Source organism: Arthrobacter oryzae (assembly GCF_030812315.1).
Lineage (GTDB): Bacteria > Actinomycetota > Actinomycetes > Actinomycetales > Micrococcaceae > Arthrobacter > Arthrobacter oryzae_B.
In genome coordinates, this window is sequence record NZ_JAUSSM010000020.1 from 15864 (window position 1) to 42790 (window position 26927).

The following is a 26927-nucleotide window of genomic DNA, read 5'->3' on the forward strand; positions in this document are numbered from 1 at the left end:
CGTGTTAACTGTCGATGTTACGCCAGAAGCGCGGAACCGGCGTGTGCCCGCTCCGCGCTCCGGCCGTGCGGCCCGGCTTAGCCGAGTTCCGCGAGTACTTTCGCCACGATCTTCTGGACGGAGAGGCCGTAGCGTTCATGCAGTGTGGGCAGTGCGCCGGCGTCGAGGAACTGATCCGGCAGTGCCACGGGAACCACCCTCTTGCCGAGGCCTGCAGCGACCACTGCGGAGGCTACGGTTTCGAACAGGCCGCCGATCACGCTGTGGTTTTCCAGCGTCACCGCCAGGCGGTCGGTGTTGATCTCAGCCAGGACGGTAGCCGCGTCGAAGGGCTTGATGGTGGGCGTGTGGACGACGGCGACATCCACGTTGTGCTCCGCCAAGGCCTTGGCGGCCTGCAGCGCCCGCATGGTCATCAGCCCGCTGGAGATGAAGACGACGTCGTTCCCGCCGCGCAAGACCTTCGCCTTGCCAAGTTCGAAGGTGTAGCCGTATTCGTCCAGGACGGTAGGGACGTTGCCGCGCAGCAGCCGCAGGTAGGTGGGGCCTTCACTGGCCGCGAGCTGGGGGACTGCCTGTTCGATGTCGATCGAGTCGCAGGGATCCACGATGGTCAGGTTGGGCATGCCGCGGAAGATCGCCATGTCCTCGGTGGCCTGGTGGCTCGGACCGTACCCCGTGGTCAGGCCGGGCAGTCCGCCCACGATGTTCACGTTGAGGTTCGGCTCCGCGCTGTCCAGGCAGAGGAAGTCGTAGGCCCGCCGCGCAGCGAACACCGAGTAGGTGGATGCGAAGGGCACCAGGCCGGTCTCGGCGAATCCGGCGGCGGCACCGAAGAGCAGCTGTTCGGCCATGCCCATCTGGAAGAACCGTTCCGGGAACGCCTGGGCGAAGATGTGCATGTCGGTGTATTTGCCGAGGTCCGCGGTGAGGCCGACGATATTGTCGTTTTCCTGCGCTGCCTTCACCAGGGCGTGTCCGAAGGGTGCGGAAGCGGTTTTTTGGCCCGGATCAGCGAAGGACGCGATCATGGCCGAGGTCTTCAGCTTGGGGGCGGTGCTTTTCAAGGCGGTGGCGGCGCTCATCGCTTGGCCTTCCCTTCGTATCCTGCGGTCAGTTGTTCGCGGCAGAGCTGCCATTCGTGTTCTTCGATGCGCATGAAATGTGCCTTCTCGCGTTCTTCCAGCAGCGGTACTCCGCGGCCTACTTTCGTGTCGCACAGGATCACGGAAGGACGTCCGACGGTGGCGGCCTGGGCGGCGGCGTTGTCGAAGGCGAGCAGGAGGTCGGCCATGTTGTTGCCGTCCACCCGCTGGGTGTACCAGCCGAAGGACTCCCATTTTTCCGTCACGGGCTCGGTGCGGAGCACGGTGTCCGTCTTGCCGTCCGCCTGCAGCGCGTTGATGTCCACCATGGCGGTCAGGTTGCCCAGCTGGTGGTGGTGTGCGCCCATGGCGGCCTCCCAGGTTGAGCCCTCGTCCAGTTCGCCGTCAGAGAGGAAGTTGTAGACCCTCGCCTCGGAACCCTGGTAGCGGAGGCCCAGCGCCATTCCGACGGCGATAGTGAGGCCGTGGCCCAGGGAGCCGCCGGAGATTTCCATGCCGGGGGTGTAGGTGGACATCCCGGACATAGGCAGCCGGGAATCGTCCGAACCATAGGTCTCGAGCTCCTCCACGGGGACGATCCCGGCCTCGGCCAATGCCGCGTAGTGTCCGATCGCGTAGTGCCCGGTGGAGAGCAGGAACCTGTCCCGCCCTTCCCATTCGGGGTCGGCGGCCTGGAACCGGAGCTGGTCCGCATAGACGGCAGCCAGCATATCCGCCGCGCCGAGCGCCTGGCCGACGTAGCCCTGGCCCTGGACCTCGCCCATATTCAGGGCATGGTGCCGGATCCGGTACGCCGCGGCTGAAACGTCGTCGACGCGGCCTGTTGTGGTGATAGCCATGGTTTCCTGTGTGACGGTCATTTGGGCTTCTTTCGTGGAGGTCATCAGACGGTCACTGACTGGGGCGTGCTTTTGGTGGCCTCGTCTGCCAGCTGCCGTTCGCGCTTGCCCCAGGTTTCCCGGGTGGCGATGGCGGCCCAGAGGCCGATGGCTGCGTAGAAGCTGAAGAGGAGCGCGGGGCCCATCCAGCCGAGGGCCACGAAGAGGAGCGTGGTGATGAAGGGGGTGAATCCGGAGACCATGGCGGAGATCTGGTAGGCCAGTGAGGCGCCGGAGGAGCGGGTCTTGGCCTGGAAGAGTTCCGGGAACCAGGCGCCCTGGGCGCCGGCCAGGGAGTTCTGGCAGACGGCGTAGGAGATGGCGACGGTTGCAATGATGGCGATGAACATGCCGGTGTTCACCAGCAGGAACATGGGGATGCCGAAGAGCAGGGCGAAGGCGCAGGACCAGACGTACAGGGGCCGGCGGCCGATCCTGTCGGTGAGCCGGGCCCAGGCCTGGGTGGCGAAGATGCCGATGGCCGAGGCGATGCAAAGGGCCACGAGGGTCTGGGTCTTGTCAGCGAGCTGCTCGGTGTGGAGGTAGGAAATCATGTAGGTGATGGATACGGCGTAGCCGGCGGTCTCGGCGATGCGCAGGCCGATGCCCTTGACGATGTTGCGCCAGTCGGTCTTGATGACCTCGACGATGGGCGACTTGACGATGGCGCCGCTTTCCTTGACCTCGTCGAAGACCGGGGACTCGGGGACTTTGGCGCGGATGATCAGGCCGACGGCGACCAGCACGATGCTGGCCAGGAACGGCACGCGCCAGGCAAGTTCGCCGCCGAGGTTCACGCTGACGAGGAAGACGAGGTTCGCCAGGAGCAGGCCAACAGGGAAGCCGGCCTGCACGATGCCGGTGTACTTGCCCTTGGACTTCCAGGGCGCGTGCTCGTAGCTCATCAGGATGGCGCCGCCCCACTCAGCGCCGAAGGCCAGGCCCTGGACGACCCGGACGAACACCAAGAGGGCAGGGGCCAGCAGGCCAACCTGCTCGTAGGTGGGCAGCAGGCCGATGAGGAACGTGGCCACGCCCATGAGGATCAGCGAGGCCACCAGGACGGGCTTGCGGCCCACCTTGTCGCCGAGGTGCCCGCCAATGATGCCGCCGATCGGGCGGGCGGCGAAGCCCACACCGAGAGTGGCGAAGGCTGCCAGCGTTCCCGTGACCGGGTCGCCGGTCGGGAAGAACGCCGTACCGAAGTACAGGGCCGCGGCGGTGCCGAACCCGATGAAGTCATACGTCTCAATGACGGCGCCAACACCGGAACCGATGGCGACGCGCTTTGCGTCCTTGGTGCCGTGGACGTGGCCCCGCATTTTCAGAGCTTCGTTGCTCATTGGTGGATCCCTTTCGATTAGCGACCGAAGCATTGGCGCTCCAGCACTGTCGACTGTTAACACATGATACGACAAGTGTGACCTGCGTCATTTCACTCTGTCAACAGTCAATGTTGGAGGTTGACTGTTGACAGTGAAACACACTACAGTGATTCACATCACCCCGCCCGTTCAGAGGATCAACGACGATGTTCAACTCCCGCCTCGGCTGCTCGTCCATCAGCTTCCGCCACCAGGACCTGAGCACTGCCCTGCGGACCATCAGCGGCCTTGGCTTCGAAGAAATCGACCTGGGCGCCCTCCCGGGCGTCTGCGACCACGTCCCCTACGACCTGGATGCGGAGGCAGTCACGGCCGTCACGGCGGAGGTTGCCGCCTCCGGGCTGCGGGTCCGCTCGGTCAACGGTGACATCGGGGACCTCAACGCAGTGCTTGACGCCGGCCGGCAGGTCGCCCGCGAACGGCACCTGGAGGCGCTGCTCACCCTCACGGCTAACACCGGTGCCAAGGCGCTGGTCCTTCCGTGCGGCGCGCTGGGCCACGACCCGGTCCGGAGCCTTGACGAGGATCTGGACACCATCGCAGCCCAGCTCATCCACGCGGGGCAGCGGGCCGCGGAATTCGGCGTCGAACTCTGGACCGAGTCCCTGCATTTCCTGCGGTTCTGCTGGAACCTGGAACGCGCGGAACTGCTGGCACAGCGGCTGGCGGGAACCGGCGTCGGAATTGTCATGGACTTCAGCCACATCGTCGCCGCCGGCGAGGATCCGTTGGAATACGTAAAACGCCACGAGGGACGCATCGCCCATGTCCACCTCCGCGACGCCATGCCCGGCAACATCAACCTCAGCATCGGAAACGGCCACGCGGACTTCGCCGCCGGGCTGCGCTCGCTCGCAGCCCATGGCTACTCCGGCCACTTCTCACTGGAACTGGAAACCCGGGACGTCACCCACGACGAACGTCCGGCAGCCGCCGCCAAGGCGGCCAGCTTCGTCACCGACCTTCTCTGACCATCGATTGCTCCGTAACGGCCGTTTTGGACCCTCAAAACGGCGCTTGTGGAGCACTCGATTCCATCCATGGACACAACCAAGCACAACCAAGGAGCATCATGACCACCATCCAGCGCACCGCCGTCCTCACCGGGGCCACCTCGGACCGCGGCATCGGCATCACCACCGCACGCCGCTACGCCAGCCAGGGCTGGGGAGTGGTGATCCTGGACCTCGACGGCGAGAAGTCCGCGAAGGTCGCCGCCGAAATCGGCAACGAATTCAACGTCCCGGCCTTCGGCTCCGATATCGACGTCGCCAACGAGGATTCCGTGAACGCGGCATACCGCGCAGTGAAGGCCGAAATCACCGCGGGCACGCTCCCGGCCGTGGGTGCCCTGGCCAACATCGCCGGCATCACCTCGCCTGTGCCGTTCCTCGAGACCACCCTGGATCTCTGGAACAAGGTCATGGCCGTGAACTCCACCGGCACCTACCTGGTCACCAAGGCCTTCCTGCCGGACATGATCGCCAACGGCTGGGGCCGGATCGTCAACATGTCCTCCGTGTCCGCGCAGCGCGGCGGCGGCGTGTTCGGCAAGGTCCCCTACTCCGCCGCGAAGGCCGCCATCCTCGGTTTCACCAAGGCGCTGGCCCGCGAAATCGGCGCCACGGGAGTGACCGTCAACGCCATCACCCCGGGTGCCGTGGACACCAACATCCGCGTGGGCAGCACCGAGGAGCAGGAAGCAGCCATCAACGCCGGCATCCCCCTGGGCCGCAACGCCACCACCGAGGAAATCGCCGCCGTCATCACGTTCCTGTCCTCCGAGGAATCGGCCTACCTCACCGGAACCACCATCGACATCAACGGCGGAAGCCACATCCACTAGCGAAACGCCGCTGTACCGGAGGGGCAACGCCGCCCTCCAATCCGGTGACCAGATGGGGAAGCAAGCGTCCGAAGGCCTTGAAACGGACGCGCACCAGCACGCCGTCCTGACCATGGAAGGCCGGGCGCGGCCATCCGGGGACGCCGCAGCTATTCGACGTTGACCTTCACGCGTTGCACCGCGTTGTTGCCCATGCCCTGATAGTTCCAGACCTGCTCCAGCGGCTGCATTGATCCTGTGGAGTCGGTGGCCCGGCAGGCAAGCTCATGCTCGCCCCGGTCCGCCACCCAGGGGAAAGTCCATTCGCACCACGCAAACGGACCAGCCGGATGCCCAAGATGCGCCGGCATCCACTTCCCGTCGATCCCCACCTCGACGCGGGCCACGGAACCTTCGCCGGACCAGGCCCTGCCCTTGAGCATCACCGGGCCGGCGGAAAGGACCCTGTTGCGGGTGAAGAAGTCCGGGATTCCGGGCGGAACCATCAGCGAACGGACCTTGATGCGCGTGACCGGTGCACCGGCGTCGTCCGCGTCCTTCTGGTAGCGGTAAGCCACCGACTGCTGGAAGCCGTCAAACGGGTGGGTCACCACCTGGATGGATTCCAGCCATTTCACGCTGGCCATGCCGTACCAGCCGGGGACCACCAGCCGCAGCGGGAAGCCATGCTGCGGCGGCAGGTCGCGGCCGTTCATCTCGTACGCGAGCACGACGTCGGGGCGCATCGCCTCCTTGATCGGCAGGCTGCGTCCGTACTTTTGCCGGACGCCGCCCTGGATGCCGGCGTCGGCGCCCGTGAAGACCACTTCGATGGCGTCTTCATCAACACCGGCCTGGGCCAGGAGGTATGCCAGCGGGACACCCGTCCACACCGCAGTGCCCACGCCTTCAAGCCGCCACGGCTGGCTCAGCGGACGGGGCCGGAGGAGCGACCGGCCGTTGCCGGCACATTCAAGGGTGATGGGAATGCTGATGGCGGGGTCCCGGCGGAGCGCCCGGAGGTTGATTTCGACGGCGCGTTGGACGGCACCGCCGATCCGCAAGTGCCAGGCGTCGGCGTCAATAAACGGGATGTCGAAATGCGTCAGGACGTAGTGCAGACCCGGCGGGGTAACGTCCTCCCGCAAGGCCTCCAGCGGCATCGAATGGTTCCTGACCGCAAGCTGCAGTTCCTCTGCGGTGAGCGGGCCGTTCGTGGGTTCTCCGGTATGCGCCGTGGGTTTTGCGGTTTGGCGGCGCCGGGAAATCTGGTTCGTCATGGCACTGCGATTCTGGGTAGGGCCGGATTCTGGTGTGGAACGATGCTGGGCTGCTTACGGATGCTGCGACGGGGGTTGCCCTTGTTCACAGGTCTACGCCCGCCTCCGCAGGTGCGTCAAGGCCAGTCCCGGGCGCTTCGAGGCTAGGGGTGGTGCGCCTCCTTGAGGAAGTCATCCAGCCCTTGAGGTTCCCTGCCCGTGAGGCCGTGAACGTCCGACGTCGGGCCCGCCAGTTCACCGTTGGCAATGGCGGTGTAGGTGCTGACCCAGGCGTCCACTTGCCAGGCGGGCGCGCCGTACGAGGCCCGGGACGCGTACGCTTCCTTCACGGTTTCATTGTGGTAGCTGATGTTCCGGCCGGTACCTTCCGTGAGCAGCTGCGCGGCCCGCTCCAGGGAAATGTCCTCGGGGCCGGTCAGGTGGTAGGTCCGGCCCGTGTGCACCGCCGGATCACGCAGCACGGCGGCGGCGCACCGGGCAATATCCCCGCGGGACACAGCCGCCATCACACCATCGCCTGCCGGACCGCGGATGACGCCGTCATCTCCGGCGAGCAGCGGCAGGAAGTCAAGGTAGAAGTTGTCCCGCAGGAACGTGTAGTCCAGCCCGGAGGCCCTGATCCGTTCTTCGGTGGCGTAGTGATCCCTGCCCAGCGTGAACGTGCAGTCAGCGGACGCTCCGAAAAAGGACGTATAGACGAGGTGCCGCACCCCGGCGGCCGCTGCGGCGTCCACGAACGCGAAATGCGTCTGCAGCCGGTCTTCGGCTTCCGAGGCTGACACCATGAACAGGGTTCTTACGCCCTCGAGCGAGGACTTCGCCAGCACCGGGTCCGCGTACGCCGAGACCACCGGAACGGCGCCCTGAAGGTCAGGTGCCCGTGCGGCGTCCCGCACCAGCAGCCGCTGCGGGTGCCCGGCGTCGGCGAGGATGCTGGCGACGAGTCCGCCGAGCTGCCCGGTGGAGCCGGTGACGGCCAGATCGGGCAGGGACCCGTCGGAGCCTTTCCCTGTGTCCGTCCCTGTGACCGCGGGGGTTCCCGTGTCCGCCATGGCTAGGCCTCGCGGGACGCGGGCGACTTGGTCTGCGCCGGGTCGCGTTCAGCCAGGGATCCGATGACGTCGTCGATCCTGTCCATGATGGCCTCGTCAAGCTTCACGCCGGCCGCCGCCACGTTGCCGGCAATCTGCTCGGGCCGGGACGCACCCATGATGGCCGAGGCGACGTTCTTGTTCTGCAGCACCCAGGCGATGCTCAGTTGGGCCATGGTGAGCCCGGCTTCCGCAGCGATCGGTTTGAGCTTCTGGACGCCGCTGAGCACTTCATCGGACATCCAGCGTTCGATCATCCTGGCGCCGCCCTTGGAGTCCGTGGCCCGGCTTCCCTCCGGCGCCGGCTTTCCCGGCCGGTACTTGCCGCTCAGCACGCCCTGGGCGATGGGGGACCACACGATCTGGGACAGGCCCAGTTCTTCGGACGTGGGGATCACTTCGGCTTCAATGACGCGCCAGAGCATGGAGTACTGCGGCTGGTTGGAGATCAGTTGGAATCCCAGGTCCCTGGCCAGGGCGTGGCCGTCCCGGATCTGGTCGGCTGTCCATTCGCTGACACCGATGTACAGCGCTTTGCCTTGCCGGACGATGTCCGCGAAGGCCTGCATGGTTTCTTCCAACGGCGTCTCATAGTCATAGCGGTGCGCCTGGTACAGGTCCACGTAGTCGGTCTGGAGACGCGTCAGGGAACCGTCGATGGACTCCATGATGTGCTTGCGGGACAGCCCCACATCGTTGTGGCCTTTGGGCCCGGTGGGGCCGAACACCTTGGTGAAGATCTCCAGGGACTGGCGGCGCTCGTCCTTCAGCGCTTCGCCCAGCACCGTCTCGGCCGCCGTGTTGGCGTAGACGTCGGCGGTGTCGAACGTGCTGATTCCTGCGTCCAGCGCCGCCCGCACGCACTGGGTTGCTACATCGTTCTCCACTTGGGATCCGTGCGTGAGCCAGTTGCCGAAGGTGATTTCGGAGATCTTGAAGCCGCTGTTGCCGAGGTATCTGAATTCCATGGTTTTCACCGTAGTCCACTTGGTTGCTCAGGGTAAGGGCTTTCCGGCGGCTGCCTTGGGCTGCCTTCTCGGTTACCGCCGACGCAGTTCGGCGTATTCGAGGGAGGGGACCACGGCGCCGGCGTCCCGCTCCACAAAGTTGGTGCCGGGCGGCACTAGGTCGTCGATGGCGTCCAGCACGGTTTCGTCCAGCACCGTGTCCGCGGCCCTCAGGTAGGCCTGCAGGTGTTCCTCGCTCCGGGGGCCAACAATCACACTGCTGACGGCGGGGTGGTTCAGCGCGAAACCGACCGACAGGTCCACGAGGGGCAGTTCCAGCTTGTCAGCCAGCCGGGCCAGGGAATCCGCGGCGAGCAGCTTGCGTTCGCTCGCCGGGCCGGAGATGTCGTACCGCCCAGGCAGGGAGTGCACCCGCGTGGGAGGTTTCCCGGCGTCCAGGACAAAGCTTCCGGACAACCAGCCGCCGGCCAGCGGACCGTAGGCCAGCACGCCCAGGCCGTACTGCTGGGTGATCGGCAGGACGTCGCGTTCAGTGCCGCGGACCAGCATCGAATAGGGAACCTGGTTCGCCACGGGCGGGATGAGGTGGTTCGTGGTGGCTAGCCACTGGGCCTCCACCAGCTGCGCCGGGGTGAACACGGACGTTCCGTAGTAGAGGATCTTGCCCTGGCGGATGAGGTCGTTCAGGGCGGTGATGGTCTCGAGGACGTCGGTGTTGTAGTCCGGACGGTGTGCCTGATAGAGGTCGATCCGGTCCGTCTGCAGCCGGCGGAGGCTGCCCTCCACTGCCTGCATGATCCACCGCCTCGAGTTGCCCGAGTGCGCGGGGTTGGCGCTCATCTGGCCGTGGAATTTGGTGGCGATGAACACGTCGTCGCGGCGGCCCTTCAGGGCGCGGCCCACCACCTGTTCGCTCTGTCCCTGCGAGTAGACGTCCGCCGTATCCACTGCGGTGATGCCGGCGTCCAATGCCGCGTGGATGATGCGGATGCTTTCGTCCGCGCCGGTGGGCGCGCCTTCGCCGAAATTCATGGTGCCCAAGGTGAGTGGGCTGATCAGCGTCCCGCTGCGCCCGAACACTCGTAGCTGGTTGAGGCTCATCCCGGTTTTCCTCACGTTTGACTCCCACGCTGATTGCTGTGGATCGTCATGAGGCTACACAAAATCAGCCGTGCGCAGGCCGTTGGCGAAGCACTTCTTAGCTTTCCGTAGTCCGGGGTAACGCAGGAGTCCCAATGACGATTTGTGAACCGTGTTATGGCGGCCAATCAGCCGGCGCGGCGCTGCTCCGTCGGCAGGGTGCCCCGCAGGGCGGCAGGGTGGCCGGCCAACGAGACCAGGGACCCGGTGTCCAGCATCGCCATCCGTCCCGGTGCGGGCGGCTTCTCGAAGGAACGCGGTATTGCCCGGACGGCGGCGTGCTGGTCCGTGGCCGACTCCACCAGTGGAGCCACCGCGCTGACGTCCTCCACCGGGGCGTCCGGACTGGGGAGATCGCGAACGGTGACTTTCACCTCGGGCGCCGCTGCGGCCCTGGCCCTGGCTGCGGCCCGCGCATCGGCCCGGGCCACGGCTGCCGCCCAGTCCTGGGCAAGGGCCGGAGCTTCCCTGCGCGCGGCGCGTTTCCGTGCCGCCTCTTCCAGCTTGGTTTTGAGGGAAGGGGCTGTCCAGGCGGTCTTCAGGTTGAACGTTCGGCGCGGCGCGCGTGGCGCCCGGGCCGGTGCTTCGGATGGCTTGCCGGGACGGCGGCGGAACGGGGCCATGACCGCGACACCGACCAGCCGGCCCAGGCCGGCGATGATCAGGGTGGCCACGAAACACAGGAACAGCCCGACGAACATGACGAACGCCACACCGAGTGTGCCAAAAAAGGTCAGGTTCAGGGCAATGGTGGTGGGATCTTCCATTTACCTCTCCTAACGGCCTGCAGCACCTGCGCGCCGGCGGCGATCACCTGGCGATAGGCACCCCTTAACAATACGGACTTTTTCGGGCAACATGCCCGCATTACAGGTCCGCCGCACGGTTGTGTCGAAGCTGTTATCCGATATGACACAGCCGTTTCAGGCCGACCTGCGCTTATAGTCGAAAGCAGCCAAGTTGACGCCCTCCAACAGCCCCGAAAGGACGCTCCGTGCCGCAGCAGACCGAGCCTGAAGAACCACAACAGGAAGGCATCGGAGGCGTCCAGGACAGCAGTCCGCCGGCGTTCAGCGGGAACTGTCCGTGCCTGTCCGGTGAGCAGTATGCGGACTGCTGCGGCAGGTTCCACCGCGGCGGCTCCGCTGCTCCGACAGCGGAACAGCTGATGCGTTCCCGGTACAGCGCCTTTGTGCTGCGGGATGCCGCCTATCTGCTCCGCACCTGGCACCCGGACACCCGGCCCGGGGAGCTCGAGCTGGACCCGGCCACGGAGTGGCGCCGCCTGGACATTGTCTCCACGAGCCGCGGCGGTCCGTTGGACTCGGAAGGGACCGTGGAGTTCAAAGCCCATTTCCGGCACGACGGCGAGCGGGGAGTCCACCACGAAACCAGCCGGTTCCTGCGCGTGGACCGGCGCTGGTACTACTTCGACGAGGCTGTCTCTTAATGTCTCCGCGCTGGCCCTCCGGCTTTAGCGTTCCGCGTCAGCTTCCACCGGGGTGAATCCGGCACGGTCCACCTTGCGGTGGAAGCGCATGCCGGCCATGCCGCCCACCACTGCACCGATCAGGGCAACCACGGCCACCACGACAGCGGCGATGATTCCTGTGGTGGTCAGCTGTCCTTCGTTGACGGGAATGCGCGGGAAGCTGTTCAGGCTGGCCAGGATGTTGAAGCGTTCTCCGGCGATCATGGCCAGCAGAGCAATAAGGACAGCGAAGATCACGGCCCAGACCCACACCATGAATCCCTGCTTGGCGCCGCTGAAGCGGGCCATTCGGCCGGCCACGTAACCGCCGCAGTAGTACGCGACGAAGAGGATGACCAGCAGCACGATGACGCCGGTGAGGCCCACCGCCTGGTCGGAGGAGGCCTGGTTGACGGCCTCATTGACGTCAGTGCTGGTGGCAAGCCCAACGGCTGTTCCCGCCGCTGCGACAAGCGCGGTCAGCAACACGGCTGTTCCCGTCGCCGCAAGCCAGCCAAAGAAGGCGGAGCCGATCTTGATCCCGCCGAACTGTTCCTTCTCGCGGGCCACTACTGTCTCGCGGGTCGCGGCATTCGGGTCCGCAAGCGTAGCGGGCTCGGCCGTGGGCGTCACCGCATATGCGCGGGTGTCGTCGTCGTGGTCCGTTCCGGCGTCGTAATTCCGGCTGGCCCGCGGGGCGTCGGTGTGGCTGCGCCTGCCCTCCAGCCTGTCCTCGACGTTCCTGCTTTCAACGTTGCCGGTGACGTTTCCGGGGCTGGCGCCGTCCACGCGGTTGGCGTCCCCGCCACGGGCGGCGCGGCGCGACTGTCTGTCTTCGGGCCCTACTGTGCTGCTCATCAGGCGTTCTCGCTTTCATCGATTGAACCGGACCCATCGGTTGGGCCGGCCACCGCTATGCGGAGACCTGCATGATGGTCTCTTCTCCACCTAACCACGGCGCAACGGCGGTAGCAAGGATGCTTAGCATCGGCGAAGGGGCGAAAATCCCCGAAAATCAGCGGTATTTACGGTGCAGGTTCTCCTTGACGGTGGCCCGGGGAGCCGCATCGGCGATCCATGGTCCGGTGCCTTCGGACTGGTCCAGCACTCCTGCCTCCAGCCACATGTAGTCCCCGGCGAGGACCTTTTCCGTGAGCCCGCGATCGGCGTCGTCCGTGTTCCGCCACAGCTGGTCGAAGTACTCGTCAACGCGGACCCGCGCGTGTTCGCAGTATGCCTCGGCCAGTTCGTAGGCGGTGGCGGCCCGCTCGGGGTTCGTGTGGAGCATCCCTTCGGCGCGTGAGCAGCAAGCCGCCATGGCGAACAGCTCGGCGCCGATGTCCACGATCCGCCCCAGGAATGCCTGCTTGTGCTCGAGTTTGGCCTGCCAGCGGCCCATCCCGTAGAACGTCTGCCGGGCCAGCCGCCGCGAGGACCGTTCCACGAACCGCAGCTGCTTGGCGAGCCTGCCGAACTCCGAGTAGGACCGCGGGTCCATCCCGGCGCCCGCCACAAGCTTGGGCAGCCACCTGGCGTAGAAACCTGAAGCCCCGACGGCGGCCCTCGCCTTGTCCGACAGGCTGGCATCCGCGGACGCAAGGTCCCCGGCGGCGGCCAGGTGGGCATCCACGGCCTCGCGGGCAATCAGGAGCTTCATGATTTCCGAGGAGCCCTCGAAGATCCGGTTGATCCGGAGGTCCCGGAGCTGCTGCTCGGCCGGCACGGCCCGCTCTCCGCGTGCTTCCAGCGAATCTGCCGTCTCGAAACCGCGCCCGCCCCGGATCTGCACGAGTTCGTCCGCGATCCGGCAGCTGATCTCCGTGGACCAGAGTTTGGCCAGGGCGGCTTCGATCCGGACGTCCTTTTGGCCCGCGTCGGCCAGTTCGGCGGACAGCTCGAACACGGCGTCCAGGGCGAAGGCGCTTGCAGCGATGAAAGCGATTTTCTTGCCCACGGCCTCGTGCTTGCCCACGGGCCGGCCCCACTGAGTGCGTGCGTTGGACCATTCGCGGGCGATCTTCAGGCTCCACCGGCCGGATGCCACGCAGATGGCCGGGATGGAGAGCCGTCCCGTGTTGAGGGTGGTGAGGGCGATCTTCAGGCCCTGGCCTTCGCGGCCGAGCCGGTTGGCGGCGGGAACCCGCACCTGGTGGAAGCGGGTCACGCCGTTCTCAATGCCGCGCAGCCCCATAAAGGCGTTGCGGTTTTCCACCGTGATGCCAAGGGAGTCCATTTCCACTACGAACGCGCTGATGCCGCCCTTGTGGACAGTTCCGTCGGAATCGGTGTGCTCCGGAACCAGCGCCATCACCACTACAAGCTCGGCGATCACGCCGTTGGTGGTCCACAGTTTCACGCCGTCCAGAATGTAGGCGTCGCCGTCGTGCGTGGGAACCGCGGTGCTGCCCATCCGGGCGGGGTCACTGCCGACGTCGGGCTCCGTCAGCAGGAACGCCGTGATGGCGCCGGCGGCGCACCGGGGGAGGTACTCCTGCTTCTGTTCCGGCGTGCCGAAGACCTTTACGGGCTCGGGGACGCCGATGGACTGGTGCGCGGACAGCAGCGCCCCGAGGCTGGGATGCACTGAACCCAGCATGGCCAGTGCGCGGCCGTAGTAGACGAGGGAAAGGCCAAGGCCGCCGTACTCCCTGGGGATCTTCATGCCGAAGACGCCCAGGTCCGCCAGGCCGGCGAGATACTCGTCCGGGATTTTCGCGTCCCGCTCGATCAGGCGGCCGGACATGGTCCGGCAGTAGGCGGTGAGCCGGGCCATGAACTCGTCGCCGCGTTCCACATCCTCGGTTTTGGCTTCGGGCCAGGGGTGGATCAGTGAGAGGTCGAAATTGCCCAGGTACAAACCCTTGGCGAAGCTGGGCCTCTCCCAGGCGGTCTCCCGCGCGGCCTCCGTGATGGCCCGGGCATCGGCCTCGGTGGCGCCTGGCCCGATTTTTTCGGGGGCGACAGGAACGTCAGCGGCTGGACTGTCGGTGGCAGAGCTCACGGGGCATCTCCTCTAACCGGGGTGGCCGGCTTGAGCCCTGGGTCCGCCTCGGGTGGGGACCCTTCAGCTGTCCCTCAATGCTACCCGCGGGTAAGTTCCCGTGCTAGGGGCAGGCTGCCCCTGAAAGTCGCCGGGGAGTTCCACGGCGGAGGCGTGGTGCACCAGGCGGTCCCATAGATGGTTGATGCCGTGGACCAGCCACAGCAGTGTGCCGGCGGCGACAAACCAGGCGAACCGGCCCACCCCCACCATCACCATGGCCACGAAAGCGGCCGACATCATGAAACCCACGATCAGCAGGCCAAACACGAGCGTTCCGATGAACACGAAAGTGCCTGTCTCTACTGCGCTGAGATCGAACTGCATGGTTCCCCCTTGCGTCATTGCCTGGTTGGATCAAGTAGCACGAGCGTAGGGTGCCTGCGGTGCCGTCAGCCAGACGCGACAGGCCGTGGCGCGGGTGTTGATACGGGATCGAAATGCTACCGGTCCGTAGGTCACGGCGGGGTCACTGAAACCACATCAGTAACACGCGTAACAGCAATTCGGCCGGCGGATGCCGTCATGATGACGGCAGGGTGCCCCCCGACGGGTGCGGGGGCGGACGGGGCGTGCATCCGGACCGGCGGCGCGGGCCACTGCGTTAACCTTGTAGTTGGCAGTTTTCGGGTTTTCCGCTGCCCGACGAGTTCTGAGGCAGCTGAAGGAGAGTGTGTGTCCCGATCCGCCCCGTCCTCCGCGGACGCAATCAGTGCCCGGCTCCGGGACCTCGAACTCCTTACCAAGGGACCGGCCTGGGCGCTCACCCGGTCCGCACCTTGGGTTATCGCCGTCCTGCAGGCATCGTTCACCCGCACCCGTCCGCAGCTTCCGCTGGAAGAATTCCATGCCGACGTCGACGCTTTCCTGGAGCAGCTCCGCCGGCAGGAGCCGGGGCTGGGTGGTGCGGCCAATGGAAAGTCCTTCGGCGACGAATGGACCCGCAAGAACTTCCTGACCCGCCGCAACCAGTCAGGCCAGATCGTCTACGAAGTCACCGAGCCGGCGGCCCGCGTCCTCGCCTTCCTGGACAGCCTCTCCAGCGAACGTTCCACCCTGAACGGATCCCGGCTTGGAACGCTGCTGGGCGACGTCGAAAAGCTCGCCAATGAGACCAATCCGGACCAGACCGCCCGGCTGGAATCGCTCGAGGACGAGATCGAGGAACGGCAACAGCTCATCGAGGACATCAGTTCCGGCGACTTCGACGGGCTCCTGGACGACGACGAGGCCGTGGAGGCCGCCGGAAACATCCTGGACCTGGCGGCCAGCCTGCCGGCGGACTACAAGAAGATGCGCGACCGGATCGAAGAACTGGTGGGCGGGCTGCGCAACCAGATCATCGAGGAATCCCTCAGCAAGGGCGCCACCATGGCCCAGGTGCTGGAGGCGGACAAACGGCTCCGGCAGAGCCCCGAGGGCAGGACATTCCGCTCGTTCACGGCGTTCCTGGAAGACCCGCAGCAGCAGCTGCGGTTCCGTTCCGCGATCGGCGAGGTGCTCAGCCGGCAGTTCGCCGACGACCTCAGCCACGAGGACCGCGAAACGCTGAAGAACCTGGTGGCCGAACTCCGCACCCAGCACAGCCAGATCCAGCGGATCTACGGCAAGCTCAGCGAAAGCCTCAACACCTACGTCCAGAGTGACGATTTCCGCCAGTCCGTGCGGCTCCGCAAGGTGCTCCGCGAGGCTGAACAGGCCATCCGCTCCCTGCCCTACGAGCGGGAACGCCCGGGTCTGGTGCCGGGTCCGGTGCTGTTCAACGCCGGCTTCGAGTCCTTGTCCATGGTCAAGCTCTTCGACCCCGACGAGTTCGCGGCGCCGCCAAAACTCGCCGATCCCATCGCCTTCAGCGATTCCGACCGCGTGCGATCGCCGCGCACGGGGAAGGCCAAGCCGGCGGCCATCCGCGCCGCGCTCGCCGGAGCCGCCACCCTGCCGGAGGCATGGGAGCAGCTTCCGCCGGAGGAACGCCACATCAACTCCATCCGCGCGCTGCTGTCCCACGCACTGCACGGCGGCGCCGGCTTCGACCGCGCCGGTTGGGACCACATCGACTTCGAACAGATAGACGGAACCACCCGCAAGGCATTCCTGCCGGTGGTCACCCTCATGAAGGACTGACGATGACTGAAGAGATGACGACGACGGTGACCCAGGCGGTCGAGCCCGTCGAGACCCCGGAAGCCCCCGCAGCGCCCGAACACATGCACGCCGACCCGTTCGTTGTCACGCCGCGTGACACCTTCGTGGACGGCGCCGCACTGTTCCCGGGGGACACGGGCGTGCTGCCGATGAAGGTCCGCCAGGCATTGGTGAAGCTGCTCAAGGGGCCGTACATCGATGGCGGCCGGGACGAGAAACTGTGGACAACGCTGCTGGACAACCAGCTCATCCTCCGCAGCCGCCTATCCGAGCTTTTCCTGACGCTACAGCTCGACCATGAACGGAAGGTGGCCGTGCTTCGCCCGGTGGATCCGGACGCCATCGGCGGCAGCACCCGCTCCAGCATCCTGCGCCAGCAGCGTGCGCTTAGCCGGGTGGAGACCATCGTGCTGCTGCGCCTGCGGCTGCTGCTGGACCGCCACGTCACGGCCCAGACGGATCCGACGATCACGAAAGAGGAAATCGCCGAGCTGGTGGCCCACTACCAGCCGTCCGGCCAGCAGGACGCGCTGCGGGACTCCGACGTCGTTAACCGCGCCATCACCAAGCTCCTGGCCCGCCAGCTCCTCATCACCACCGGCCTCGACGACGTCTACACCATCTCCAACGCCCTCCCGCTTGCCCTCCCCTTCGAAAACATCGGCGACATCCCGGCCCAGATCGAGGCGCTGGTAGCAGCCACCGCAGACCCGACAGGTACGGAAGCACTGATAGAGCTCGACGGCGAACCCGTGGCTGAGGACGACGACGCCGATGCCGCCCCCGCCCCTCCGCCGGGCAGCAATCGTCCTGCGGACGATGCTGCCGGCTCCGACAGGCCCGATGCCACTCCCTGGGCGGCATCGGCGTCGTCGCTCCTGAGCGCTGAAGGGAACACCAGATGAGCATCGCAACCATGCTGCCGATGGGCGAGCTCACCAACCCGGGCCAGATGAGGCTTGCGTTGGTCCAGGTGGTCAACTGGGGCACGTTCCATGGGGCGCACACGATGCACGTGGACCGGAATGGCACGCTCCTGACGGGCAACTCGGGCGTCGGCAAGTCCACGCTGTTCGATGCCATGCTGCGCGTGTTCGATGCGCGGCCCCGTTCCAACGAGGCCGCAGCGCAGCGCTCCGGTGCTGTGGAGGACAAGAGGACCACGTTCACGTACATGCGGGGCAAGGTGGGCGATAAGGCTGTGGGCGAGGGCTCGGCCAGTGCTTTCCAGCGCCCCGGCGCCACGTGGTCCGCCGTCGCCCTGACGTTCGACAACGCAGCGGGCACGAAGGTGACGGTGTCGGCGCTGTTTGACCTGCCGAAGAACGGCACGGAGTCGAGCGTCGGACGGTACTACGTGATCGACAACAAGCCGCTGGACCTTGCCGCGATCGAGGGCATTGCCGAGAAGCGCTTCACCAAGGCCGCGCTGGATACGATCTTCCCGGACGCGCAGGTCTTCGATGTGCACAAGGCGTTCGCCGAGCGCTTCCGCCGCCTGCTGGGCATCAACTCGGACCAGGCATTGCCGCTGCTCCGCGTGATCCAGGCCGGCAAGGGGCTGGGCGGCAGCGTCAACACGTTCTTCCGGGACCAGGTCCTCGATGCGCCCGCCACACTGGCTGCGGCGGACGACGTCGTGGAGGAATTCAGCAACCTGATGTCCATCCGGCAGCGGCTGGAGGATGTCCGGCAGCAGCGCGACCAGCTGGCACCGGTTCCCGGCCTGAACAAGGAATATGCGCAGTCCCTGCTGGATGCGAACCGACTGCGGGAGCTGGCCGGCGAGGAGTTTGATGCCTATAAGCAGCAGCTCGCGGTCACAGTCCATGAGAAGACGCTGGTCCGCTACAAGGAACTGGCCCAGGCAAAGGCCAAGGAGCTGGCAGCGGAGCGTGCAGTCCGTGACGACCGGGCCAAGGACCTGCGGCAGCTTGAAGCGGACTACAACAACCAGGGCGGCAACGCGATCTCGGCAATCGAGCAGTCGCTGGAAAACGCCCGGGTGGGGCTCAAGCTGCGCCAGCAAGTCGAGGAAGCCGCGCGCCAGGCCTTGGCCGACGCAGGGCTGGAGCTCGAGTGGACGTCCGAGGGGTGGGAGCAGGCCCACACGCACGCGGCTGACCGCTCGGCCGAGCTGCAGGACGATTCGGAGACCCTCAAGGAGCTGCGCTTCGAGGCGTTCGACGGTCATGCCACCAAGAAACGGGAACTTGCGGCGGCCCAGCAGGAACTCGTCTCGCTGAAGACGCGCAAGTCCCTGCTGCCGCCGTCGAGCATTGAAAACCGGACCGCGATCGCCGCCGCCACCGGCGTGCCCGAAGAGCAGATGCCGTTCGGCGGTGAGCTCATCGACCTCACCGAAGGGGAAGAACAGTGGCGGCCGGCCGCCGAGCGCGCGTTGCGGAACCTCGCCACCACCCTGCTGGTTCCCGGCGAACACTTCGCCGCCGTGACCCGCTACCTCAACAACAACTCCGTTCGCGGTGCACTCCGCGCCGTTGACGTGTCCAAGCCCCTGGCGGGCGGTGCGCTGGCCGTGGAGGACGTGGCCGACGGCGAGCTGCTGACCAAGCTGGACATCCTCACCACGGGGCCGGCGGCCGACGCCGGGCAGTGGATGCGTGAACGGATCGCCGTCGACTTCGCCTACCCCTGCGTCGAGGACCCGGACGAACTTGCCAGGCTGGACAAGGGCCTGAGCTTGGGCGGCGTGGTCAAGCGGAACCGCCACACTGTGGAGAAGGACGACCGCTTCACCAGCAGGCAGGACTACGTCCTCGGCTTCGACAACGCCTCGAAACTGGAACTCGTGGCCACGCAGGTGGCGGATCTGCAGCAGGAACTCGCGAAGGCGGCGGAGCTCGCGCGAAGCCGCGAAGAGTCGCACCAGGGAATGACCCGGCAGCTGGAGGCGCTGCGCCGGATCGCTGAGGACCACCGGCCCTGGGAGCAGGTTTCCGCGGCGGTGGCGGAGGACGAACTCGAAAAGATCGAGAAACGCCTCAAGGATGCCCTCGCCGCCCAGGCTGACTTGGAGCCGCTGCGGGCCAACATCGAAGTGGCCCGGCAGAAGCACCAAGCCAGCACGGAAGCCGCGGCTGTTCTCCAGAGCGAATACAAGGCGCTGGACAGGCAGCTCACCGCCGGGGACTCGCTGCTGGAAGCCGCGCGCACGCGCCTGGGCCAGGCGCCGCCGTCGGACTCCACCGTCACCGAACTGGAACCGTATTTCGCCGGCGTTGGCGACGTCAGTGAAATGCATGAGCTGGACAACCTGGCCAACCAGGTGCGGACCAGGATCCTTGCAGAGCTGCACACCGCCGAGTCCCGCGGCCAGGCCACTTCGGAGCGTCTCACCCGCATTTTCGAGGGCTTCGTGCGTGAATGGGGCACGGCGATTTCCGCGGACCACGGCACGTCCATCGGCGCCGCGGGGGAGTTCGAGGCCCGCTACCACGCCATTGTCAGTGACGGCCTGCCCGCGCAGGAGGCCGAATTCCGGCAGTTCTTCAACCAGCGCACGCACGAATCCTTCAGCACGCTGCTGCACCTGCTGGACGAGGAACGCCGGTCCATCACCAGCCGCATCCTGCCGCTGAACGGCATCCTGTCCGAGGTCAATTTCCATGAGGGTAGCTTCCTGGAGCTCGACATCAAGCAGACCCTGCCGCCTACAGCGAAGCAGTTCAAGGACGCGATCCAGAACGCGCTGAGGACACGGCACACTCGGCCCTCGCGCGCTGCGGGTGCGGCTGCATCGGAAACCGACGACGACGCCGAGCTCACCAACCGCTACAAGTCGCTGGAAACGCTCGTGAAGCGTTTGGGTTCGCAGACACCGGAGGACCGGCGCTGGCGTGCAGAGGTCCTGGACGTTCGCGGACACCTGTTCATCCAGTGCAAGGAGCACCGCGAAGTGGTGGACCCGGCGTCAGCCGGAAAGGGCGCAGGCAAGAAGAGAGGCAAGCGGACCGAGGTGTTCATGCACGCGGACACGGGCTCCATGTCCGGCGGCGAGCGTCAGCGTTTCACAGCGTTCATCATGGCCGCGGCCCTCAGCTACCAACTGGGCATCGCCGAGCAGGGCTTCACCACGTACGGCACCGTGATGATGGACGAGGCGTTCGTCCTTGCGTCGGAGGAATTTGCCGGCGCAGGTATCAAGGCGCTGCACGAATTCGGCTTCCAGCTGCTTCTGGCCGCCCCGGAGAACGTGATTGACCTGTCCCGGCACCTCGGCTCCGTCACGGAGATCCTTCGGGACAAGCGCACCAACCGCTCCGGCGTGCTCACGGCTCCTGTGATCGGGCCGCGGGCCGGTGCCGAGGGGCAGTGGAGGTCCGAGGCAAACCCCGTCGACATCGTCCTGCGCTAGCGTCCACGCGCATCACCGGCACATAAACCCGGCCCCCTCATCAGGACGCTCTCTCACTTCCTGCAGCGAAACGGCCGACCCTCTCTCACTTTTCGCAGGGTTTCCGCCGATGCTCTCTCACTTGAGGTGAGAGAGCATCGGCGGGTGAGGCGGAGGTAGCTGAGACGCTAGCGTCCCTGCACCCGGTCCAGGAACAGGCGGGTCCGGGCTGTCAGTCCGTCGATCTGGCGAAGTACGACGGCGGCGGGGTCCGGGTTGATCTCGTTGGCCGGTGGCTCCACGCGGACGTTGCAGCAACAGAGGAAATCGGCGCAGATGAGCGTCCCTACGGTGTTGCCGTCCCGGCCGGACTGTCCGGCGCGCTTGGCAACCCACATCAGTACGTCGGCTTTAGAAAATACGTCTCGGCAGAGCTCGCAGAGCACGGAACGGCTCTTCTTTGCTCCGCCTTCCGGCGCACGAAGCATGATCCCTGTGAGGCCGCCTGGCCGAGGCAGAACGAGATACCCGCGTAGCGGCATCTTGTGGTCCCGCCACCCGAGGAAGTCCAGGCTGTCCCAGTTCAGCGTGTCAAAGTCCCGGGGCAAAGTCAGCTTGGCAGCCTCGGAACGGCTGGCATTTACGAAGGATGAACGGATCTGCTGGGCAGTGATTTTTTGCATGGTGGTGAGCTTTCGAAGTCGTGTGGTCCCCACGGGGGAAATGACGGTCCCTGTCAGCAGATTCCGCGCACACCAAAGAAATCCCATCCGTGGGCGTTGCTTTCCGGGTCGGCTAGAGGCAGATCCGGGGCGGGAAGGCTGACGTCGCTGCGGACGCAAAGCAGGCCACTGCGGCCGCCCCGCTTCCCGCGGCTGCGATGACCTCAACGGTCTTCAGCATGCTCATCCCCTCGTTCCCGGCCGATCCGATCCGAACCGCCTGTTGGGCGGGCGCCAGTGGCCCGCCTCGCCATCCTCCCAAACCCGAGACATCTCGGCAAAGCGGCCGCATGCAGGATGTGAGAGACCGTTGGGGAAATGGGCGCAGGATGTGAGAGAGCGTTGGGGAAATGGGCGCAGGATGTGAGAGACCGTTGGGGAAATGGGCGCAGGATGTGAGAGAGCGTTCGGGATGTCAGCGGCAATTGGCCTGGCAGGCGTCGATCTGCGACTGGACGATCGCGCCGTAGTGGGCCACCAGTTCGTCGAAATTCCAGCCTTCGAACATGCCAAGCGTCCGCACGGCTTCGCCAAACCCGGTCATCAGAGCCACCACGGTGGAAGCGTAAAGCCGCTCGGGCGTCGTGTCTTTCAGGAGGCCGGCAATGCCGGAAAGGTACCGTTCGCGTGTTTCCGAGCGGGCGTCGTCGGGCGTGGGTGAGTCCTGGATGATGAAGGGGAGCATGGCCCACGGTTCCTTCAGTCCGCGTTCCCGGCGCATCAGCACGCGGAAGACGAGGGCGCTGCCCAGTTCTGCGACTGGTACGTCGAGGTCGGACAGAAGTGATTCGTCCGGTTTAGCCTGGGCGAACAGCTTCTCCTTGGAGCTGTACAACTTCATCACCAGGGCCGCGGAAACGCCGGCGTCGGAGGCGATGTCGCGGACCGTCACGCCGCGGTAGCCGCGCTCCCCGAACAGCCTCCCGGCAGAATCCAGGATCGCTTCGCGGCTGGATACGCCGTCCCGGCCGCCGCCTCCGGCACCTGCCGCATGGCCCGGAGAGCCCGGGGGACAGCCCGCGCTCATGCGTCCACCAGCTGTCCGGCCGGAGCTTGCATCGCCAGGTCTGCCGTCACCGAGCGGTTGTCCACTGCGAGTTTCCGAGCCATGGCCTGGTGGGTCGCCGGATGCAGCAAGGTCACGATGTAACGGCCTGCCAGGGGCAGCGGCAGCGAATACCGGCCCCGTGAGTCTGTAGTTATGGTGCCCACATGTTCGCCGGAGGCCTGCAACAGGGTGACCACGGCGTCCGGAAGGACTGCGCCTCCCACGGTGGCAGTTCCGGCCAATTCCAATCGGTGGTCCAGGTGGAAATTCTGCTGAAGCGTGCGTCCGTCGAAATCGAAGACCTCCGCCATCGGCGCCCAACCGGCGGCGTTGGCCACCATCAGGTATTTCCCCGCTCCGGGCAGCGCCACCGAATAGTTGCCGTCGCTGTCCACCCGGCTCCAGTCCACCGGATTGCCGCTGGTATGCAGGACGGTGACGACGGCGGGAGTGACGGGGCGGCGGTCGGATGTCAGGACGCGGCCCTGAACCACCAGTTCGGTGGCGGCCGGCGCCGGAACCACGGCCTTCGCGGCGGCCGCGGCCCGCGGGATGAACACCGCGGCCACCATGGACGCTGCGGACGCCAGGGCGGCCATCCAGAAGACGTCCTTGAACGCCTCGAAGGACGGCAGCCGGGCGGATCCCACGGTGATGGTCACGGACGTGAGGACCGCGGCGACGGCAGCACTCGACGTCGAGGTTCCGATGGACCGCACCAGGCTGTTGAGGCCGTTGGCCGAGGCTGTTTCGGTGATGGGCACGGCGCCCATGATCAGCGTGGGCATTGCCGCGTAAGCGATTGCCGTGCCGATGCTGACCACTGTGGAGCCGACAATCACCGAGGCAATGGAATCCCAGAAGAAGACGCGGCCCACGTAGCCCACCACCATGACTGCCGCACCTGCGATCAGCGCCGGCTTGCCGCCGAACCGCCGGATGATGCCGCCGGAAACGGGAGCGAAAACCACCATGGCGAGGCCGGATGGGACCATGCAGAGGCCCGCAGTGATGACGCTCAACTGGAATCCGTAGCCGGTGGAGGCGGGCAGCTGAAGCTGCTGGGTGGTAAGGAGCATGTTGGCGAACATGGCAAAGCCGACCAACAGGGACGCCAGGTTGGTCAGGAGGACAGGACGCCGCCCGGACGTGCGGAGGTCCACCATCGGCTGGCTGACCTTCAGCTCGTACGGCACCCAGGCGGCCAGGAGGACTGCGGCGGCGAGGAACAGCAGCAGCACCGGCTCGGAACCCCAGCCCCACGAGCCACCTTTGGAAATGGCCAGGAGTAGTGCCGCCAGTGCCGCGGAGAGCACCACAGCGCCGAGGTAGTCGAACCGGCCGGGGGTGCGCACTTTGGATTCGGGGACCACCAGGACGACGGCGGCGAGCAGCAGGGAGCCGGCGGCCGCGGAGACCCAGAAGATGGACTCCCAGCCGAGGCTTTCGTAGAGCAGCCCGGCAAGCGGGAGGCCCATGGCACTGCCGATGCCCAGTGTGGCGCTCATCAGGGCGACGGCGGAGCCCATCTTTTCCTTGGGCAGTTCGTCGCGCATGATGCTGATGCCCACGGGGATCAGGGCCGACGAGAATCCCTGCAGGGCCCGGCCGACGATGAGCCAGAGGAAGCTGCCGCCTACCGCCGCCACGACAGAGCCCGCGACCATGATCGCCAGGCAGATCACCATCATTTTCCGCTTCCCGTACATGTCGGCACTGCGGGACACGATCGGAGTGGCCACGGCGCTGGAGAGCAGGGTCGCCGTCACAAGCCAGGAGGCGTCATCGGCTGTTACGCCCAGGATCCCGGGGAAGTCCGGAAGGAGCGGCACTACAAGGGTCTGCATCAGTGCCACGACGGTTCCGCTCAGGGCGAGGACCGCCGTGATGGCGCCGGGGGACAGGGGTCTGCTGCGGGGTTGGGACATGGGGCGGGACCTTCTGGGCGTGGAGGCGGCCACAAGGGGTGAACGCGCGTTTACTCTCCTAAAAGTGAACCACCGTTCACCCTGCTGCATCAAGACAATTCACCGTGTGACGCGCCACTTTTGCCCGCTCACGCACGGCTACGCGAGGATTGAGACAATTACGTTACGCAAAGCTTGCTTAATACACAGAAGGATAGGCTAGCCTTACTCGGGTTCGCATCACTTACTTAAGGAGTCCCGTGGCTACCCTTCTCCCACGCCGCGCCCTGCTCAAGACCGCAGGCACCGCGACGGCCGCCCTGGCCGCCGTCGCCCTTTCACTGACCGGCTGCTCTACTGGCCCCGCCACCTCCGCTCCGGCTTCTTCCGCAGCCGCCTCGGCTGCTTTCCCCGTCACCATCAAGCATGTTTTTGGCGAAACCACCATCGAGTCCCAGCCCCAGCGCGTGGTCACGGTGTCCTGGGTTAACGACGATGTTGCCCTGGCCCTGGGCGTTGTTCCCGTGGGCGTCCCGAAGAACGAGTGGGGCGGCAACGACAAGGGCTCCACACCGTGGAAGGACGCCAAGCTGGAAGAGCTCGGCGCCGGCTTCGGCACCGCGAAGGCTCCCGTCCAGTTCTCCGAAGCTGACGGAATCAACTTCACCGAGATCGCCAAGCTCAACCCGGACGTCATCCTGGGCGCCTACTCCGGCCTGACCGAAGAGGACTACAAGAAGCTCAGCGAAATCGCGCCCGTGGTTGCCCACCCCGAGATCGCCTACGGCACCTCCTGGCAGGATTCCACGAACATCATCGGCAAGGCCCTGGGCAAGGAAGCGGAGGCCACCAAGCTGGTCTCCGACACCGAAGCCACCATCAAGGACAAGGTCTCCAAGTACCCGCAGCTGGCCGACAAGAGCTTCATCTACGGCAACCTGGAACCGGCCAAGAGCGACGGCGTCAACGTCTACACCGCTAATGACAACCGCCCCCGCTTCCTGAGCGAGATCGGCCTGAAGCTGGCCCCCGTCGTTGAAGACAACTCGAAGGGCTCCAAGGAGTTCTTCATCCCGTGGTCCGCCGAGAAGGCGAACGAACTCGAATCGGACATCTTTGTCACCTGGGTTCCGGATGCCGCCACGACTGATTCCATCAAGGCCGACCCGCTGCTGGGCCAGATCCCGGCCATCAAGAGCGGCGCCCTGGTTGCTGACTCGGATAACACGCTTACGCTGTCCATCTCGGCCTCTTCGCCCCTGAGCCTGCCGTGGTCGCTGGACACGTTCCTGCCGCAGCTTGCTAGCGCAGCGGACAAAGTCAACGGCGCAGTGAAGTAACAGCAGTTCCATGACGAAAAGTACGACGACGGCGCCCGCCGGCAGTGCGCTCAACGCACCTTCGGCGCCCGGCACCACGCGCGAACGGGCACTTGAGGCCCTCCAAACGCCTGAGCAAGGGCCGCAGCTGCCCGTTCGCGCTGCCTGGCTGCTGGCCGCCGTCGTCGTACTTGTTGTTGTTTCCGCAGCGTCGCTGGCTGTCGGTGCCCGCGGACTTCCCCTCGAAACCGTGTGGCAGGCGCTGGCGCAGTTTGATCCCGCCAACGGCAATCACGCCGTGGTGCATGCCCGCATCCCGCGCACCGTCCTGGGCCTGCTCGCCGGAGGCGCCCTCGGCCTGGCCGGCGCCGCCATGCAGGGCGTGGCCCGCAACCCGCTGGCCGACCCCGGCATCATGGGGGTCAATGCCGGAGCCGCGCTGGCCGTAGTCACCGGCATCTACGTTTTTGGGATCTCTTCCCTGACCGGCTACATCTGGTTCGCCTTCATCGGCGCCGCGGCCGCCGCCGTCGTCGTCTATCTGGTCGCTTCGTTGGGCCGGGAGGGCGCGACGCCGGTGAAGCTCGCCCTCGCGGGCGCTGCCCTGAGCGCGGGACTCTACTCGCTCATGAACGTCATTCTCGTCTCGAGCCAGGACACCTTGGACCGGTTCCGGTTCTGGCAGGTGGGCGGAATCGCCGGGCGCGACTGGTCAGTGGTGCTGCCCGGTGTGCCGTTCCTAATTCTTGGCGCAGGCATTGTGCTGGCCACCGGCCGGATCCTCAACAGCCTGGCCCTGGGTGACGACATCGCCCGCGGCCTGGGACAGCGCGTGGGACTGGTCCGCGGCGTCACCGCCCTGGGGATCGTCCTGCTGTGCGGAGCTGCCACTGCCCTCGCCGGACCCATCGGCTTCGTGGGTCTCGTCATTCCACACGCCGTCCGATTCCTGACCGGGCCCGACTACCGCTGGATCCTGCCTTTCTCCCTCGTCCTGGCACCGGTGCTCCTGCTGTCCGCCGACATCCTGGGCCGCGTGATCCTCCTGCCCGGCGAAGTTCCGGCGGGAATCATGACTGCCTTGGTCGGAGCACCCGTCTTCGTGTGGCTGGTCCGCCGCGGCAAGGGGGCCGGGCTGTGAGCAAGTCAGACCTCGCCTCCGTGGGGCGCGAACTGGGCGAAAACGCGCCCGGCGCGGGGCGCGAACGGGCAGATAACGCCCTCAAAACCGCGAAAACACGGCAT

The 26927-nt window shown here is 66.1% G+C and carries 22 protein-coding genes; 8 read left to right on the plus strand and 14 right to left on the minus strand.

Features of this window, described 5'->3' with window-relative positions; translation table 11 throughout:
* Positions 1–77 precede the first annotated feature (77 nt).
* From J2S97_RS22705 to J2S97_RS22715, 3 genes are read right to left on the minus strand one after another with little or no spacing between them, the layout of a single operon-like run.
* Positions 78–1085, minus strand: coding sequence for a transketolase family protein (locus tag J2S97_RS22705; protein WP_307052192.1), 1008 nt, complete (start codon positions 1083–1085; stop codon positions 78–80).
* Positions 1082–1966, minus strand: coding sequence for a transketolase (locus tag J2S97_RS22710; RefSeq protein ID WP_307052193.1), 885 nt, complete (start codon positions 1964–1966; stop codon positions 1082–1084). Before J2S97_RS22710 ends, J2S97_RS22705 begins: the two co-directional genes overlap by 4 nt.
* Before the next feature lie 23 nt (positions 1967–1989).
* Complete coding sequence (locus J2S97_RS22715; RefSeq protein WP_307052194.1) at positions 1990–3327, minus strand: MFS transporter; 1338 nt, start codon at positions 3325–3327, stop codon at positions 1990–1992.
* Positions 3328–3515: 188 nt separating this feature from the next.
* Here J2S97_RS22715 and J2S97_RS22720 point away from each other — a divergent pair, with 188 nt between their 5' ends.
* Positions 3516–4340 carry a sugar phosphate isomerase/epimerase family protein gene (locus J2S97_RS22720; RefSeq protein ID WP_307052195.1) on the plus strand — a complete coding sequence of 275 codons (825 nt, stop codon included), beginning with the start codon at positions 3516–3518 and terminating at the stop codon, positions 4338–4340.
* A gap of 101 nt (positions 4341–4441) precedes the next feature.
* A complete protein-coding gene (locus J2S97_RS22725) occupies positions 4442–5215 on the plus strand; it encodes an SDR family NAD(P)-dependent oxidoreductase (protein ID WP_307052196.1) in 774 nt (257 codons plus the stop codon).
* A 149-nt stretch (positions 5216–5364) separates the two neighbouring features.
* Here J2S97_RS22725 and J2S97_RS22730 read toward each other — a convergent pair whose 3' ends face one another.
* The 5 genes from J2S97_RS22730 to J2S97_RS22750 form a co-directional block, all read right to left on the minus strand.
* The gene (locus J2S97_RS22730; RefSeq protein ID WP_307052197.1) at positions 5365–6474 is read right to left on the minus strand and encodes a sulfite oxidase; all 1110 of its coding nucleotides are present in this window, start codon (positions 6472–6474) and stop codon (positions 5365–5367) included.
* Positions 6475–6617: 143 nt separating this feature from the next.
* The gene (locus J2S97_RS22735) at positions 6618–7526 is read right to left on the minus strand and encodes an SDR family oxidoreductase (RefSeq protein WP_307052198.1); all 909 of its coding nucleotides are present in this window, start codon (positions 7524–7526) and stop codon (positions 6618–6620) included.
* A 2-nt stretch (positions 7527–7528) separates the two neighbouring features.
* Positions 7529–8533, minus strand: coding sequence for an aldo/keto reductase family protein (locus J2S97_RS22740; RefSeq protein WP_307052199.1), 1005 nt, complete (start codon positions 8531–8533; stop codon positions 7529–7531).
* A 72-nt stretch (positions 8534–8605) separates the two neighbouring features.
* Positions 8606–9634, minus strand: a complete 1029-nt coding sequence (locus J2S97_RS22745; protein WP_307052200.1) for an aldo/keto reductase — start codon at positions 9632–9634, stop codon at positions 8606–8608.
* Positions 9635–9801: 167 nt separating this feature from the next.
* Positions 9802–10440 carry a hypothetical protein gene (locus J2S97_RS22750; protein ID WP_307052201.1) on the minus strand — a complete coding sequence of 213 codons (639 nt, stop codon included), beginning with the start codon at positions 10438–10440 and terminating at the stop codon, positions 9802–9804.
* Between the two features lie 269 nt (positions 10441–10709).
* On the opposite strand from J2S97_RS22750, the gene J2S97_RS22755 reads away from it, so the two are divergent.
* Complete coding sequence (locus tag J2S97_RS22755) at positions 10710–11123, plus strand: YchJ family protein (protein WP_307052222.1); 414 nt, start codon at positions 10710–10712, stop codon at positions 11121–11123.
* Positions 11124–11147: 24 nt separating this feature from the next.
* Here J2S97_RS22755 and J2S97_RS22760 read toward each other — a convergent pair whose 3' ends face one another.
* The 3 genes from J2S97_RS22760 to J2S97_RS22770 form a co-directional block, all read right to left on the minus strand.
* Entirely contained in the window at positions 11148–12002 is an 855-nt protein-coding gene (locus J2S97_RS22760; protein ID WP_307052202.1) for a TIGR04086 family membrane protein, read from the minus strand.
* Positions 12003–12159: 157 nt separating this feature from the next.
* Positions 12160–14145, minus strand: a complete 1986-nt coding sequence (locus J2S97_RS22765; RefSeq protein ID WP_307052203.1) for an acyl-CoA dehydrogenase family protein — start codon at positions 14143–14145, stop codon at positions 12160–12162.
* 63 nt (positions 14146–14208) lie between these two features.
* The gene (locus J2S97_RS22770) at positions 14209–14511 is read right to left on the minus strand and encodes a hypothetical protein (RefSeq protein WP_307052204.1); all 303 of its coding nucleotides are present in this window, start codon (positions 14509–14511) and stop codon (positions 14209–14211) included.
* 348 nt (positions 14512–14859) lie between these two features.
* On the opposite strand from J2S97_RS22770, the gene J2S97_RS22775 reads away from it, so the two are divergent.
* The 3 genes from J2S97_RS22775 to J2S97_RS22785 are packed head-to-tail and all read left to right on the plus strand — an operon-like array spanning position 14860 to position 20707.
* Positions 14860–16308 carry a DUF3375 family protein gene (locus J2S97_RS22775; protein WP_307052205.1) on the plus strand — a complete coding sequence of 483 codons (1449 nt, stop codon included), beginning with the start codon at positions 14860–14862 and terminating at the stop codon, positions 16306–16308.
* A 2-nt stretch (positions 16309–16310) separates the two neighbouring features.
* Positions 16311–17234 (plus strand): DUF4194 domain-containing protein, encoded by a 924-nt coding sequence (locus tag J2S97_RS22780; protein WP_307052206.1) that lies wholly within the window; start codon positions 16311–16313, stop codon positions 17232–17234.
* Complete coding sequence (locus J2S97_RS22785) at positions 17231–20707, plus strand: ATP-binding protein (protein WP_307052207.1); 3477 nt, start codon at positions 17231–17233, stop codon at positions 20705–20707. Before J2S97_RS22780 ends, J2S97_RS22785 begins: the two co-directional genes overlap by 4 nt.
* Before the next feature lie 167 nt (positions 20708–20874).
* Here the strand turns inward: J2S97_RS22785 and J2S97_RS22790 are convergent, their stop codons facing one another.
* From J2S97_RS22790 to J2S97_RS22800, 3 genes are all read right to left on the minus strand, one after another.
* Complete coding sequence (locus J2S97_RS22790; RefSeq protein WP_307052208.1) at positions 20875–21369, minus strand: FBP domain-containing protein; 495 nt, start codon at positions 21367–21369, stop codon at positions 20875–20877.
* A gap of 454 nt (positions 21370–21823) precedes the next feature.
* A complete protein-coding gene (locus J2S97_RS22795; protein WP_307052209.1) occupies positions 21824–22435 on the minus strand; it encodes a TetR/AcrR family transcriptional regulator in 612 nt (203 codons plus the stop codon).
* Positions 22432–24384 carry an MFS transporter gene (locus tag J2S97_RS22800; protein WP_307052210.1) on the minus strand — a complete coding sequence of 651 codons (1953 nt, stop codon included), beginning with the start codon at positions 24382–24384 and terminating at the stop codon, positions 22432–22434. Before J2S97_RS22800 ends, J2S97_RS22795 begins: the two co-directional genes overlap by 4 nt.
* A gap of 239 nt (positions 24385–24623) precedes the next feature.
* Here J2S97_RS22800 and J2S97_RS22805 point away from each other — a divergent pair, with 239 nt between their 5' ends.
* Both J2S97_RS22805 and J2S97_RS22810 read left to right on the plus strand, forming a co-directional pair.
* On the plus strand, positions 24624–25703 hold the full coding sequence (locus J2S97_RS22805; RefSeq protein WP_307052211.1) for an iron-siderophore ABC transporter substrate-binding protein: 1080 nt from the start codon (positions 24624–24626) through the stop codon (positions 25701–25703).
* Between the two features lie 10 nt (positions 25704–25713).
* Positions 25714–26823 (plus strand): FecCD family ABC transporter permease, encoded by a 1110-nt coding sequence (locus J2S97_RS22810; protein WP_307052212.1) that lies wholly within the window; start codon positions 25714–25716, stop codon positions 26821–26823.
* Positions 26824–26927 lie beyond the last annotated feature (104 nt).